This is a genomic window from Citrobacter sp. RHBSTW-01044 (genome assembly GCF_013781945.1).
Taxonomy (GTDB): Bacteria; Pseudomonadota; Gammaproteobacteria; order Enterobacterales; family Enterobacteriaceae; genus Citrobacter; species Citrobacter braakii.
In genome coordinates, this window is record NZ_CP056180.1 from 295,456 (window position 1) to 310,352 (window position 14,897).

9 protein-coding genes are annotated in these 14,897 nt (G+C 54.0%); 7 read left to right on the forward strand and 2 right to left on the reverse strand.

The window, feature by feature from the left end; genetic code table 11:
- Positions 1-9 precede the first annotated feature (9 nt).
- Genes glgC through glgP form a run of 3 tightly spaced genes read left to right on the forward strand, consistent with a single transcriptional unit; the run spans position 10 to position 5,205 of the window.
- Positions 10-1,305 (forward strand): glucose-1-phosphate adenylyltransferase, encoded by a 1,296-nt coding sequence (glgC, locus tag HV352_RS01410; RefSeq protein WP_016154815.1) that lies wholly within the window; start codon positions 10-12, stop codon positions 1,303-1,305.
- Positions 1,305-2,738 (forward strand): glycogen synthase GlgA, encoded by a 1,434-nt coding sequence (glgA, locus tag HV352_RS01415; protein WP_016154814.1) that lies wholly within the window; start codon positions 1,305-1,307, stop codon positions 2,736-2,738. Before glgC ends, glgA begins: the two co-directional genes overlap by 1 nt.
- Before the next feature lie 19 nt (positions 2,739-2,757).
- Positions 2,758-5,205: a glycogen phosphorylase gene (gene glgP, locus HV352_RS01420; RefSeq protein WP_181635150.1), complete on the forward strand. Its 2,448-nt coding sequence runs from the start codon at positions 2,758-2,760 to the stop codon at positions 5,203-5,205.
- 108 nt (positions 5,206-5,313) lie between these two features.
- On the opposite strand, the gene glpD is transcribed toward glgP, so the two are convergent.
- Positions 5,314-6,822, reverse strand: a complete 1,509-nt coding sequence (glpD, locus tag HV352_RS01425) for a glycerol-3-phosphate dehydrogenase (RefSeq protein WP_109017926.1) — start codon at positions 6,820-6,822, stop codon at positions 5,314-5,316.
- 198 nt (positions 6,823-7,020) lie between these two features.
- Here glpD and glpE point away from each other — a divergent pair, with 198 nt between their 5' ends.
- From glpE to HV352_RS01440, 3 genes are all read left to right on the forward strand, one after another.
- A complete protein-coding gene (glpE, locus tag HV352_RS01430) occupies positions 7,021-7,347 on the forward strand; it encodes a thiosulfate sulfurtransferase GlpE (RefSeq protein ID WP_003023495.1) in 327 nt (108 codons plus the stop codon).
- Between the two features lie 170 nt (positions 7,348-7,517).
- Positions 7,518-8,348 (forward strand): rhomboid family intramembrane serine protease GlpG, encoded by an 831-nt coding sequence (gene glpG / locus HV352_RS01435; RefSeq protein WP_016154811.1) that lies wholly within the window; start codon positions 7,518-7,520, stop codon positions 8,346-8,348.
- A 15-nt stretch (positions 8,349-8,363) separates the two neighbouring features.
- Positions 8,364-9,122 (forward strand): DeoR/GlpR family transcriptional regulator, encoded by a 759-nt coding sequence (locus tag HV352_RS01440; RefSeq protein ID WP_003023499.1) that lies wholly within the window; start codon positions 8,364-8,366, stop codon positions 9,120-9,122.
- A 41-nt stretch (positions 9,123-9,163) separates the two neighbouring features.
- Here the strand turns inward: HV352_RS01440 and malT are convergent, their stop codons facing one another.
- Positions 9,164-11,869: an HTH-type transcriptional regulator MalT gene (gene malT / locus HV352_RS01445; RefSeq protein WP_075848103.1), complete on the reverse strand. Its 2,706-nt coding sequence runs from the start codon at positions 11,867-11,869 to the stop codon at positions 9,164-9,166.
- A 629-nt stretch (positions 11,870-12,498) separates the two neighbouring features.
- Here malT and malP point away from each other — a divergent pair.
- A complete protein-coding gene (malP, locus tag HV352_RS01450; protein WP_181635151.1) occupies positions 12,499-14,892 on the forward strand; it encodes a maltodextrin phosphorylase in 2,394 nt (797 codons plus the stop codon).
- The last annotated feature ends 5 nt before the right edge of the window (positions 14,893-14,897 follow it).

The window sequence follows — 14,897 nt, forward strand, 5'->3', positions numbered from 1 at the left end:
GAGTTAGTCATGGTAAGTTTAGAGAAGAACGATCGTGTAATGTTGGCGCGCCAGCTGCCATTAAAATCTGTTGCCCTGATCCTGGCCGGTGGCCGCGGTACTCGCCTGAAAGATTTAACCAATAAGCGTGCCAAGCCTGCCGTGCACTTTGGCGGTAAGTTCCGCATTATCGATTTTGCCTTATCCAACTGTCTTAATTCCGGGATCCGCCGTATCGGCGTGATCACTCAGTACCAGTCACACACGCTGGTGCAGCATATTCAGCGCGGCTGGTCGTTCTTTAGTGAAGAGATGAACGAGTTCGTCGATCTGCTGCCTGCCCAGCAGAGGATGCAGGGTGAAAACTGGTATCGCGGTACGGCGGATGCGGTGACCCAAAACCTGGACATCATTCGACGCTATAAAGCGGAATATGTGGTGATCCTCGCGGGCGATCATATTTATAAGCAGGACTACTCACGCATGCTGATCGACCACGTTGAGAAAGGCGCGCGTTGCACAGTGGCCTGTATGCCAGTGCCTATTGAAGAGGCCAGCGCGTTTGGCGTAATGGACGTGGACGACACCGATAAAATTATCGAGTTCGTTGAAAAACCTGCCAACCCGCCAGCGATGCCTAATGATCCGACCAAATCGCTTGCCAGTATGGGGATCTACATCTTCGACGCCGATTATCTGTATGAACTGCTGGCGGAAGATGACCTCGATGAAAAATCCAGTCACGATTTTGGCAAAGACATCATCCCGAAAATCACCGAAGCTGGCATGGCATATGCACATCCATTCCCATTGTCCTGCGTACAGTCTGACCCGGAATCCGAGCCGTACTGGCGCGATGTGGGAACGCTGGAAGCCTACTGGAAAGCAAACCTCGATCTGGCTTCGGTGACGCCTGAACTGGATATGTACGACCAGGACTGGCCAATCCGTACGCATATGGAATCACTGCCGCCGGCGAAATTTGTTCAGGACCGTTCCGGTAGCCACGGAATGACGCTGAACTCGCTGGTTTCCGGCGGCTGTATTATTTCTGGTTCGGTGGTAGTGCAGTCCGTTCTGTTCCCGCGAGTGCGGGTGAATTCATTCTGTAACATTGATTCGGCAGTGTTGTTACCTGAAGTGTGGGTGGGACGTTCGTGCCGCTTACGTCGTTGCATTATCGACCGCGCCTGCGTTATTCCTGAAGGCATGGTGATTGGTGAAAACGCGGAAGAAGATGCTCGTCGTTTCTACCGTTCAGAGGAAGGTATTGTACTGGTCACGCGTGAAATGCTGCGCAAACTGCAGATCAAACAGGAGCGATAATGCAGGTTTTACACGTTTGTTCAGAGATGTTCCCTTTGTTAAAAACCGGGGGACTGGCGGATGTTATTGGGGCGTTACCCGCAGCGCAAATCGCGGACGGTGTGGATGCCCGCGTGCTGCTCCCGGCGTTTCCTGATATCCGTCGCGGCATTCCCGATGCGCAGGTAGTGACGCGTCGCGATACCTTCGCCGGACGTATTACGCTGTTGTTCGGGCATTTCAACGGTGTGGGCATTTACCTGATTGACGCGCCGCATCTCTATGACCGTCCCGGTAGCCCGTATCACGACACTAATCTGTTTGCGTATACCGATAACGTGCTGCGTTTTGCGCTGCTGGGCTGGGTCGGCAGTGAAATGGCCTGTGGCTTTGACCCATTCTGGCGCCCGGATGTGGTGCATGCGCACGACTGGCATGCCGGTCTGGCCCCGGCGTATCTGGCGGCGCGCGGCCATCCGGCGAAATCGGTGTTCACCGTGCACAACCTGGCGTATCAAGGCATGTTTTATGCAAAGCATATGGATGACATCCAATTGCCATGGTCGTTCTTTAACGTGCACGGACTGGAGTTTAACGGGCAGATTTCTTTCCTGAAGGCCGGGTTGTACTACGCCGACCACATTACGGCGGTCAGTCCGACCTACGCGCGGGAAATTACCGAGCCGCAGTTTGCCTACGGCATGGAAGGTCTGTTGCAGCAGCGTCATCGTGAAGGACGTCTTTCCGGTGTGCTGAACGGCGTTGATGAAAAAATCTGGAGCCCGGAAACCGATCTGCTGCTGGCGTCGCGGTATACGCGTGAAACGCTGGAAGAGAAAGCGGAGAACAAACGCCAGCTACAGATCGCGATGGGACTTAAGGTTAACGACAAAGTGCCGTTATTTGCCGTAGTCAGCCGCCTGACCAGTCAGAAAGGGCTGGATCTGGTGCTGGAAGCGCTACCGGGGTTGTTAGAGCAGGGTGGACAGCTGGCATTGCTTGGTGCGGGCGATCCGGTTTTACAGGAAGGTTTCCTCGCCGCGGCGGCGGAACATCCTGGACAGGTGGGCGTACAGATTGGCTATCACGAAGCCTTCTCGCACCGCATCATGGGTGGGGCCGACGTTATATTGGTTCCCAGCCGTTTTGAGCCGTGTGGCTTAACGCAGTTGTATGGACTGAAGTACGGCACGCTGCCGCTGGTGCGGCGCACCGGTGGGCTGGCTGATACGGTCTCTGACAGTTCGCTGGAAAACCTGGCGGATGGTATCGCCAGTGGGTTTGTATTTGAAGATAGTAATGCCTGGTCGCTGCTACGCGCGATTCGGCGTGCTTTCGTATTGTGGTCCCGGCCTTCGCTGTGGCGGTTTGTACAACGTCAGGCCATGACCATGGATTTTAGCTGGCAAGTCGCGGCGAAGTCATACCGTGAGCTTTACTATCGTTTGAAATAGATATCCAGGAATCACCTATATGAATGCTCCATTTACTTATGCATCGCCCACACTCAGCGTAGAGGCACTTAAGCATTCTATCGCCTACAAGCTGATGTTCACGATTGGTAAAGACCCGGTCATTGCCAATAAACATGAGTGGCTGAACGCCACGTTGTTCGCGGTGCGCGATCGTCTCGTGGAGCGCTGGCTGCGTTCTAACCGTGCGCAATTATCCCAGGAAACTCGACAGGTTTATTATCTGTCAATGGAGTTTCTGATTGGCCGCACACTTTCCAATGCACTGTTATCGTTGGGTATTTATGACGATGTCAAAAATGCGCTGGAAGGTATGGGGTTGGATCTTGAAGATCTGATCGATGAAGAAAACGACCCTGGTCTTGGCAACGGTGGCCTCGGGCGCCTGGCGGCCTGCTTCCTGGACTCACTGGCTACGTTGGGTCTGCCGGGACGCGGCTACGGTATTCGTTATGACTACGGCATGTTCAAACAGAACATTGTTGATGGCCGACAGAAAGAGTCTCCGGACTACTGGCTGGAATACGGTAACCCGTGGGAATTCAAACGCCACAATACGCGCTACAAAGTGCGCTTTGGCGGGCGTATTCAGCAGGAAGGCAAGAAAACGCGCTGGATAGAAACTGAAGAGATCCTCGCGGTAGCCTACGACCAAATTATTCCCGGTTATGACACAGACGCCACCAATACGCTGCGCTTGTGGAATGCCCAGGCCAGTAGCGAAATCAACCTCGGTAAATTTAACCAGGGCGACTACTTTGCGGCGGTGGAAGATAAAAACCACTCCGAGAACGTCTCCCGCGTGCTGTATCCGGATGACTCCACCTATTCAGGACGCGAGCTGCGTTTGCGCCAGGAGTATTTCCTGGTCTCCTCCACGGTGCAGGACATCCTGAACCGTCATTATCAACTGCACAAAACCTACGACAACCTGGCAGATAAGATCGCCATTCACCTCAACGACACCCATCCGGTACTGTCGATTCCTGAGCTGATGCGTCTGCTGATCGATGAGCACAAATTCAGTTGGGATAATGCGTTTGAGGTCTGCTGCCAGGTCTTCTCGTATACCAACCACACCTTGATGAGCGAAGCGCTGGAGACCTGGCCTGTCGATATGCTGGGCAAAATTCTGCCGCGCCATCTGCAAATCATCTTTGAGATTAACGACTACTTCCTGAAGACGTTGCAGGAACAGTATCCGAACGATACCAGTCTGCTGGGACGGACGTCGATTATCGATGAATCCAACGGCCGCCGGGTGCGTATGGCATGGCTCGCAGTGGTGGTGAGCCACAAGGTTAACGGCGTTTCTGAGCTGCACTCCAACCTGATGGTGCAGTCGCTGTTTGCTGACTTTGCGAAGATTTTCCCGACTCGCTTCTGTAACGTCACCAACGGCGTGACGCCGCGCCGCTGGCTGGCGCTGGCTAACCCATCGCTCTCTGAGGTACTGGATGAGAACATTGGCCGCACCTGGCGAACCGATCTCAGCCAGCTAAGCGAGCTTGAACAGCACTGCGATTACCCGCTGGTAAATCAGGCGGTGCGCCGTGCGAAACTGGAGAATAAAAAGCGTCTGGCAACGCTCATTGCCCAGCAGCTTAACGTGGTGGTGAACCCGAAATCGCTGTTTGATGTGCAGATCAAGCGTATTCACGAGTACAAACGCCAGTTGATGAACGTGCTGCATGTGATCACCCGCTACAACCGCATTAAGGCCGAACCTGATGCCGAGTGGGTGCCGCGCGTGAATATCTTCGCCGGTAAAGCGGCTTCGGCCTATTACATGGCGAAGCACATTATTCACCTGATCAACGACGTCGCGAAAGTGATCAACAACGATCCGCAAATTGGTGACAAGCTGAAAGTGGTGTTTATTCCTAACTACAGCGTCAGCCTGGCGCAGGTGATTATTCCTGCTGCCGACCTGTCTGAGCAGATTTCGCTGGCCGGGACCGAAGCCTCTGGTACCAGTAATATGAAGTTTGCCCTCAACGGCGCGCTGACCATTGGGACGCTGGACGGTGCCAACGTCGAGATGCTGGAGCATGTGGGCGCAGAAAATATCTTTATCTTTGGTAATACGGCGGAAGAGGTCGAAGCCTTACGCAGCCAGGGCTACAAGCCGCGTGAGTATTACGAGAAAGACGAAGAGCTGCACCAGGTGCTGACGCAGATTGGCAGCGGTGTATTCAGCCCTGAGGAGCCGGGGCGCTATCGTGACCTGGTTGACTCGCTGATCAACTTTGGCGACCACTATCAGGTTCTGGCGGATTATCGCAGCTACGTTGACTGCCAGGATAAGGTTGACGAACTGTATCGCCACCCGGAAGAGTGGACCACCAAGTCGATGATTAATATCGCCAACATGGGCTACTTCTCGTCGGACAGGACGATCAAAGAGTACGCCGAAAACATCTGGCATATCGACTCGGTGCGGTTGTAACAAGGGCAGGACGATCTGTAGGCCGGATGGATAAGGCGTTAGCCGCCATCCGGCAAAAGGCCCGGTAGCGCTGACGCTTACCGGGCCTACAGTTTTATATCGAGTGTCTTAAGACGCCAGCGACAGCTGCTGTTTCTCAATGTACTCCACCAGCCACTGGGTCATGCGCGACTGCTGTTCAGCGTTCAGCCACATACCTTCTTTCGTGCGACGCCACAGCGCATCTTCCGCACGGCGCACCCATTCGTGATCGACCAGATATTTCAGCTCGGCCTCATAGAACTCATGGCCGAAGTCTTCACCTAACTCGGCAAGCGAGGTGGCTTCCCCGATAATCCATTCGGTGTTACTGCCGTAGGTGCGCGAATAATGGCGCGCCAGCGACTCGGTCAGGAACGGGTAGCGACGGCGCAGTTTGGCCGCGTAATCTTCACGATCGCCGCCGATGTCACCGCCTGGCAGAATGCAATCTTTTGTCCACGCCGGACCGATTCCCTGATAGTACGACGCCAGTTTTTCCATCGCGTGTTCGGCCAGCTTACGGTAGGTCGTCAGCTTACCGCCAAAGACCGACAGCAGCGGCGCTTTGCCGTTTTCATCGTGGATATCCAGCGTGTAATCACGGGTGATAGCCTGCGGCGAGTCGGACTCGTCATCGCACAGCGGACGTACGCCCGAGTAGGTCCAGACGATATCGTCACGGCCCAGCTGTTTCTTAAAGTGCGCGTTGTAGACCTTCAGCAGGTAATTGATTTCACTCTCATCAATTTTTACCGCTTTCGGGTCGCCTTTGTATTCGACGTCAGTCGTCCCGATGATCGAGAATTCGTCCATCCATGGGATGACAAACACAATACGTTTATCTTCGTTTTGCAGAATATAAGCTTGCTTCTGGGTATGGACGCGCGGCACTACGATGTGGCTGCCTTTAATCAGACGAATACCGTACGGCGATGGCAGATGCATGCCGTCGTCGAAGAACTCTTTCACCCATGGGCCGGTGGCATTGACCAGACCACGCGCCTGCCAGGTGTGCTTTTTACCGGTATCGATATCTTCAGCTTCAACAATCCACAAACCGTTTTCACGGCGAGCGGAGGTAGCGCGAGTGCGGGTTAACACCTCTCCGCCTTTGCGTACGACCATTTGGGCGTTTGCCAAAACCAGTCGCGCATCGTCTACCCAGCAGTCAGAATATTCGAAACCGCGCACAATCTCAGGTTTCATTACGGAATCTGCGCCAAAACGCAAACCGGTCGAACTCGGCAAACTGGTGCGTTTGCCCAGATGATCGTACATAAACAGACCAATGCGGATCATCCACGCTGGACGCAGGTGCGGGCGATGGGGCAGACGAAAGCGCATCGGGAAGGCGATATGCGGTGCCATTTTCAACAACACCTCACGTTCGGCCAGCGCTTCGCTCACCAGGCGAAATTCGTAGTGTTCCAGGTAGCGCAGGCCACCGTGGATGAGTTTGGAGCTAGCGGAAGAGGTGGCGCAGGCTAAATCCTGCGCTTCCAGCATCAGCACGGATAAACCGCGTCCAGCGGCATCTGCCGCGATACCGGCACCGTTGATGCCTCCACCTATCACAATCAGATCTTTGGTTTCCATGCTGGCCTCTCGCACTTTCGTTATAGCTCATTAATGTTCGTTATCGAGCATAATAGCAAAGAATCGCGCCATTGGTAACATCGGATAAACAATTTACAGTGATACATATAACATTATGGCGTTTAACTGCCGTCGGGACGTACACTAAGAAGTAACATGTCTGAAAAGCGTCACCTGCAATATAAAGAAGAGAGAGCAATGGATCAGTTTGAATGTATTAATGTCGAAGAAGCGCATCAGAAGCTGCACCAGGGGGCCGCGGTGTTAGTGGATATCCGCGACCCGCAAAGCTATGCGATGGGTCACGCCCCGCAGGCGTTTCATCTGACGAACGACACGCTGGGGTCATTTATGCGCGAGCATGATTTCGACACCGCCGTGTTAGTAATGTGTTATCACGGCAACAGCAGTAAAGGCGCGGCGCAATATCTTCTTCAGCAGGGCTATGACGCGGTTTACAGTGTTGACGGCGGCTTCGACGCCTGGCATCGACATTTTCCGGCAGAAGTGGCATACGGTTCGTAAGACTATACCCAAATTAATTCGAGTTGCATCGCGACGGCGACGCAGCAAATCTCCGGGCGCGTACGAACAGTATGTGACCGGAGTGAGTGAGGAAAGCCAACAAAGATGCAGCTCGAAGTAAGAAGGGTATATATACTGTCCTCTTTTGTGTGGAATAAGCGACAGCAACCATGTTGATGATTACCTCTTTTGCTAACCCCCGCGTGGCGCAGGCATTTGTTGATTATATGGCGACACAGGGCGTTATCCTGACGATTCAACAACATCAGCAAACGGATGTCTGGCTGGCGGATGAGTCCCAGGCTGAGCGCGTGCATGCTGAGCTGGCGCGGTTTCTGGAGAATCCAGGCGATCCGCGTTACCTCGCGGCAAGCTGGCAGTCGGGTCATACCGACAGCGGTCTGCGCTATCAGCGTTATCCGTTCCTGGCAACTTTGCGCGAACGCGCAGGCCCGGTAACCTGGGTGGTGATGGCCGCGTGTGTGCTGGTGTTTATTGCGATGAACACGCTGGGCGACCAGACTGTGATGCTCTGGCTGGCATGGCCGTTTGACCCTTCGCTGAAATTTGAATTCTGGCGTTATTTCACCCACGCTTTTATGCACTTCTCGCTGATGCATATTCTGTTCAACCTGCTGTGGTGGTGGTATCTCGGCGGTGCGGTAGAAAAGCGTCTGGGCAGCGGAAAACTGATTGTAATTACCGTGATCAGCGCCCTGCTAAGCGGCTACGTTCAGCAGAAATTTAGCGGTCCGTGGTTTGGTGGGCTGTCTGGCGTGGTATATGCGCTGATGGGTTATGTGTGGTTGCGCGGCGAGCGCGATCCACAAAGTGGTATTTTCCTGCAGCGTGGTTTGATTATCTTTGCTTTGATCTGGATTGTTGCCGGCTGGTTTGATGTGTTCGGCATGTCGATGGCGAACGGCGCACATATCGCCGGGCTGGCCGTGGGTCTGGCAATGGCGTTTGCCGATACTATGAATGTACGAAAACGAACGTAATTTCAGGGAACAATAATGAAGCAAACACAACGACATGACGCGATCATCGAGCTGGTAAAGAAACAAGGATACGTCAGTACTGAGGAGCTGGTGGAGCATTTCTCCGTCAGTCCGCAGACGATTCGCCGCGATCTTAACGATCTGGCCGATCAGAACATGATTTTGCGCCATCACGGTGGCGCGGCGCTGCCCTCCAGCTCGGTCAACACCCCGTGGCATGACCGTAAAGCGACACAGACGGCGGAAAAAGAGCGCATTGCCCGCAAAGTTGCCACGCAGATCCCGAACGGTTCTACGTTGTTCATTGATATCGGCACCACGCCGGAAGCGGTGGCTCACGCGCTGCTCAATCACAGCAATTTACGCATTGTGACCAACAACCTCAATGTGGCGAATACGCTGATGGCGAAAGAGGATTTTCGCATCATACTCGCCGGTGGCGAACTGCGTAGCCGCGACGGCGGTATTATGGGCGAAGCGACCCTCGACTTTATTTCTCAGTTCCGCCTGGACTTCGGCATCTTAGGGATTAGCGGTATCGATAGCGATGGCTCCCTGCTGGAGTTTGATTATCACGAAGTTCGCACCAAGCGCGCGATTATTGAGAATTCACGGCATGTGATGCTGGTGGTGGATCACTCGAAGTTTGGGCGTAACGCGATGGTGAATATGGGCAGTATCAGCATGGTGGATGCGGTGTATACCGACACGCTGCCGCCAGCTGGCGTGATGCAGGTTATTGCGGACCATCATATTCAGTTAGAGCTGTGCTAAGTTAATTCCAGGCCTGATAAGCGTAGCGTATCAGGCATTAACTAAACCCCATACCCCATCATTTTCAGCAGTTTCTGCGCATGTTGCACTGCATCCTGGCGGTGTGCGACGCCGAGCTTTTGATACAAATTGCGGATGTGCGTCTTGATGGTCGTTGCCGCGACGGCCAATTCTCCGGCGATCTGCTCGTTGCTGTAGCCCGAATAAATCAGTCCCAGAACCTGCCATTCGCGCTGGGTCAGCGGGCTGGTCCGGATAAGCTCCGGTACTTCCGGGTGAGTAAGCAGACGCTCAACGAACCCTTCATCGAAGTGGGCGAATTTATGGCGGTGATGCTGGTTAATCTCACGCAAAATACGCTGGGCGCGGTGCTGATCGAGTTCCGGTAAGGTATTGAGCTGAATCAGCTGACGCAGTTGCTGCGCCATGGCCTCACCTTCAATGACAAAGTGACTGATAAATCCGGTGCGGTTCGCCAGCTGTAGCGCGTCGAGTAACACACGCTGTGCGTCATTTTTGCGCCCTGCCTGCCAGTAGAGCTGATTAAGCAGCAGCAGGTTACGGTTCAGATCGCTCATCAGGCGCAAATTGCGCGCATTTTCATTCAACTCTTCCAGCACAATCTCAGCCGGTTCAAACTCGCCCAGCAGGATCTGCGCGCGGGCGATGTTGCGCCACTGGCTTTGCAGAAAGTGGTTATTGGCGAATTCCGGTTTCGGCGTGTGGCGCAGCCAGTTGGCGGCCGAATTTTTGTCGCCCACCATTTGCCAGTAAATCACCCGTACTTTATCGGCGTTCGAGATCCAGTCACTGTGATAGTGACCGTTACCCAGCAGGTTTTCCAGGCGGTTGAGCAGGCTACGCGCATTGTCCAGATCCCCCCGGGCCAGCGAACATTGAATCAGCAGCGCCAGGCACTGTAGCTGTTGCTGCGGCTGGAATGTGGAAAGCAGTTCAATACCCGCGCGGGCAGACGCTTCCGATTCGTCCAGGCGCGCCCATGCCCACAGCAGTTGCGCGCGAATACGCACCAGGAACTCGTGCATCGGCAACTGTTCCAGATGCTGCTCTTTGATCAGCTGAAACGCTTTTTCCTGAGTCTCCCAGGCGGCCTGTAAAAAGCCCTGGGCAAACAAAATTTCGCTTTGCTGGATTAAACTCCACAACGCGTAATGCCAGACGTCATGATGGCGCGCCATTTGCTCGGTTTGCTGCATCAACGCCAGAGAACGCGTGAGATCGCCCTTACAGTGCAGGACTTCACCATGTACCGACGTGGCGACGATACGGCTATAGAACCAGGCGATGGGTAACTCATCCAGCGCCAGCTTTGCCAGGCGCTCGGCTTCGTCAGGATTTCCGTCGTTAATCGCGACCTGCGCACGCAGGGCGTTAAATTCGGCGTGCAGCGTCGGTTCCATGTCGCCTTTCATTTCCTGCTCAGCGCGCGCCAGCAGGGTATTAACCTCGCCGTAGCGGTGCTGGCTTTGCATCAGCCAGGCTTGCAGCAGAACCAGACGCGGATTTTCCAGCAGACTTTCCCACGGCAGGGCTTTCAGCGACTCTTCCAGTAATGTCAGTTCGCTGTGGTTAAACAGTCCCCACGCATGGTTAAGCAGGATATCGCGTAGCATATGGGCGTCGCCGGCCGCCAGCGCGTGGTGGATAGCTTCGCTGGGGAAGCCTTGCGCCATCCAGCTTTCAGCGGCGGCGCGGTGTATTTCGGGCAGTTCGCTTGCCAGCTCCCACTGACAGCGCTGGCGTAAAAAGCTGCCAAACAGCGGGTGGTAGCTGAACCACTCACCGACGTCATCCATCCGCTGCAAGAATAATCCCTGGCGCTCAATCTCCTCCAGCCGCATCTGGCCGTTTTCTTCCCCGGTGACCCGGACGATAAGTGCGTCGTTCATTGAGCGCAGAATGGCGCTTTTCAGCAGGAAGTGACGGGTGCCGAGGTCGACGCTGTCCAGCACTTCATCAACCAGATAATCGGACAGATGGCTGGCGTTGATCCCGGCGAGGCGGCGTGCGGACTGGTGTGCAGAGTGGTTGTTCTGGCGGGCGGAGAGGGCAATCAGCTGTAACGCCGTGGCCCAGCCAGCAACGTCATCGCACATCCGGCTGCTTTCTGCCGCTTCGATAGGTGAGGACAAACGTCTATCGAAAAATTGTTTGGCTTCCTGGTGGTTAAACGCCAGCTGTTGGCTGCCTATCTCCAGCAATTGATCGCGTACTCGCAGGTTGGCAATACCCAACTGCGGCAGGTTGCGCGACAGCACGACCAGCGTGAGGTTCTCAGGCTGATGACGCAGGAAGAAACGCATCGCTTCGTGAATTGCCGGATTGGAGATGAGATGATAATCATCCACTACCAGGTAGAGCGGGCGATGCCACTCGGCCAGTTCAATAAATAGCTGCGCAAACAGTGACGTCAGGCTGGTGTATTGGCGCTTTTGCACCATCGCTTCGCTGGTGGTGCAGTGTCCACCGGTTGCCTGCTGGATAGCGGCGATCAGATAGCTGGCAAAGCGCTCTTGCTGATTATCGCCTTCATCCAGAGAGTACCAGCCTAAGTCGTTCTTCCCCGCTGCCCATTGTGAAACCAACGTTGTTTTTCCATAACCAGCAGGACTTGTTATCAGGGCAAGCCTGAAATTGTTCGCGCCGGAAAGTTTAGCCAACAGGCGCTCACGAACCACCGTATGGTCGAGTCGAACCGGACGACTTAATTTAGACGGAATCAACATAAGTTAGTCACTTCACTGTGTGAAAATGGGGAAAAATGATTTTTTTTGCGCTTCGTAATTAATAGATATAAGGTCGGCCAGATTAGTGTTTTATGCAAGCTAAGCGGACTTTTTGTGTGTCTGATTTTGCACTATGTCACAAATCTATACATCTATTACATTAATTGCTTTAAAGAGTCACAACAGGCGTGGCGACTGGATCCGTCGGTATTTTGGCTGAGCCGAAAAATACCTCCCTTTTTATAAGGTTACTCAGTTGCTTAATGTAAAGAGCCGAATTTTGTGGCCGACTTAAAAGTTTTATGTGAATTATCTTATCCACCTTGGATATTTCAGGTTAGAAACTATTTCTCTGTTTACAGATTGTTTCCCATCGTCACCCCTCTATTTGATATTGTCGATTTATCTCTTGTTATTAATGCGCCGTCCGTTGGGCATTACAGGGGCGTTATGCCGGGTTTACGCGAATTTACGGGCGATAACACCCCCTTTAAGTGGCAGCGATCACACTTTTATGCTCATCCCCGCTCCTCCTCCCTGCCTAATCCGTGCCAGGATGAGGAAGGTCAACAACGAGCCTGGCAAACTAGCGATAACGTTGTTTTATTACCTAAGGATCTGGAACCCCTATGTCACAGCCTACTTTCAACAAAGATCAATTTCAGGTTGCCCTGACGCGTCAGTGGCAGCGCTTCGGTTTACTGTCGGCTCAAGAAATGACGTCGCGCCAGTGGTGGCAGGCAGTGAGTGGGGCGTTGGCTGAGTTACTCAGCGCCCAGCCTGCGGCGAAACCGGCAAAAAATCAGCGCCATGTTAACTACATCTCGATGGAGTTTTTGATTGGCCGTCTGACCGGCAACAACTTACTCAATCTCGGCTGGTATCAGGCGGTGAGCGATGAGCTGAAAGCGCATGACGTTAACCTGACCGACCAGCTGGAAGAAGAGATCGACCCGGCGCTGGGTAACGGTGGATTGGGGCGCCTGGCGGCCTGCTTCCTTGATTCGATGGCGACAGTCGGTCAATCGGCGACGGGCTATGGTCTCAACTACCAGTACGGCCTGTTCCGTCAGTCGTTTGCCGATGGGCAGCAGATGGAAGCCCCGGATGACTGGCATCGCGGCAGCTATCCGTGGTTCCGTCACAACGAGGCACTGGATGTGCAAGTAGGGATTGGCGGCAAGGTCACCAAAGAAGGGCACTGGGAGCCGGGGTTTGTTATCACCGGCCAGGCCTGGGATCTACCGGTTCTCGGCTACCGTAACGGCGTGGCGCAACCGCTGCGTCTGTGGCAGGCCAGTCACGCGCATCCGTTTAACCTGACCAAATTTAATGACGGCGATTTCCTGCGCGCAGAGCAGCAGGGCATCGACGCTGAAAAACTCACCAAAGTGCTGTACCCGAACGACAACCACACCGCGGGTAAAAAGCTGCGCCTGATGCAGCAATACTTCCAGTGCGCTTGCTCCGTAGCTGACATTCTGCGCCGCCATCATCTGGCAGGGCGTAAACTGCATGAGCTGGCTGATTTTGAGGTGATTCAGCTCAACGATACTCACCCGACCATCGCCATCCCTGAGCTACTGCGTGTACTGATTGATGAGCACCAGATGAGCTGGGACGATGCGTGGGCTATTACCAGCAAGACCTTTGCTTATACCAACCACACTTTGATGCCAGAGGCGCTGGAGTGCTGGGACGAGAAGCTGGTGAAAGCACTACTGCCGCGCCATATGCAAATCATCAAAGAGATTAACGACCGCTTTAAGAAGCTGGTCGATAAAACCTGGCCGGGTGACGCTGAAGTTTGGGCGAAGCTGGCGGTGGTGCATAACAAACAGGTGCGTATGGCCAACATGTGTGTGGTCAGCGGCTTTGCGGTTAACGGCGTGGCGGCGCTGCACTCCGATTTGGTGGTGAAGGATCTGTTCCCGGAATATCATCAGCTCTGGCCGAACAAATTCCATAACGTCACTAACGGGATTACTCCGCGTCGCTGGATTAAGCAGTGCAACCCGGCACTTGCCGCGCTGCTGGATAAATCGCTGAAAAAAGAGTGGGCCAACGACCTCGATCAGTTGATTAACCTGGAAAAATACGCCGACGACGCGAAGTTTCGTCAGCAGTATCGTGACATCAAGCTGGCGAACAAAGCGCGTCTGGTGAAGTTTATTAAAGCGCGTACCGGTATTGAGATAACGACTAACGCTCTCTTTGATATTCAGATTAAACGCCTGCATGAGTACAAGCGTCAGCACCTCAACTTGCTGCATATTCTGGCGTTATACAAAGAAATCCGTGAGAACCCGCAGGCCGATCGCGTGCCGCGCGTATTCCTGTTTGGCGCGAAAGCCGCTCCGGGTTACTACCTGGCGAAAAATATCATCTTCGCCATTAACAAGGTTGCAGAAACCATCAATAACGACCCGCAAGTGGGCGACAAGCTGAAGGTCGTATTCCTGCCGGATTATTGTGTCTCGGCGGCGGAAATGCTGATCCCGGCGGCAGATATCTCTGAGCAAATCTCCACCGCAGGGAAAGAGGCTTCCGGCACCGGTAACATGAAGCTGGCGCTGAACGGTGCGTTAACCGTCGGTACGCTGGATGGCGCAAACGTCGAAATCGCCGAGAAGGTCGGTGACGAGAATATCTTTATCTTTGGTCATACCGTGGAAGAGGTGAAGGCGCTCAAGGCCAAAGGGTACGACCCGGTGAAATGGCGTAAGAAAGATAAAGTGCTGGATGCTGTTCTGAAAGAGCTGGAAAGCGGGAAGTACAGCGACGGCGATAAACATGCCTTCGACCAGATGCTGCACAGTATCGGCAAGCAGGGCGGTGACCCGTATCTGGTAATGGCGGACTTCGCGGCCTACGTTGAAGCCCAGAAGCAGGTTGACGTGTTGTATCGTGACCAGGAAGCCTGGACCCGGGCGGCGATTCTGAATACCGCGCGTTGCGGCATGTTCAGTTCGGATCGCTCCATCCGCGATTATCAGACTCGTATCTGGCAGGCGAAACGTTAAGGAAT

Excerpts from the sequence above, each read along its gene's own strand:
- malP (WP_181635151.1), top strand. The coding sequence starts at position 12,499 with ATGTCACAGCCTACTTTCAACAAAGATCAATTTCAGGTTGCCCTGACG.
- malT (WP_075848103.1), bottom strand. The coding sequence starts at position 11,869 with ATGTTGATTCCGTCTAAATTAAGTCGTCCGGTTCGACTCGACCATACG.
- glgC (WP_016154815.1), top strand. The coding sequence starts at position 10 with ATGGTAAGTTTAGAGAAGAACGATCGTGTAATGTTGGCGCGCCAGCTG.
- glgA (WP_016154814.1), top strand. The coding sequence starts at position 1,305 with ATGCAGGTTTTACACGTTTGTTCAGAGATGTTCCCTTTGTTAAAAACC.
- HV352_RS01440 (WP_003023499.1), top strand. The coding sequence starts at position 8,364 with ATGAAGCAAACACAACGACATGACGCGATCATCGAGCTGGTAAAGAAA.
- glpG (WP_016154811.1), top strand. The coding sequence starts at position 7,518 with ATGTTGATGATTACCTCTTTTGCTAACCCCCGCGTGGCGCAGGCATTT.
- glgP (WP_181635150.1), top strand. The coding sequence starts at position 2,758 with ATGAATGCTCCATTTACTTATGCATCGCCCACACTCAGCGTAGAGGCA.
- glpE (WP_003023495.1), top strand. The coding sequence starts at position 7,021 with ATGGATCAGTTTGAATGTATTAATGTCGAAGAAGCGCATCAGAAGCTG.
- glpD (WP_109017926.1), bottom strand. The coding sequence starts at position 6,822 with ATGGAAACCAAAGATCTGATTGTGATAGGTGGAGGCATCAACGGTGCC.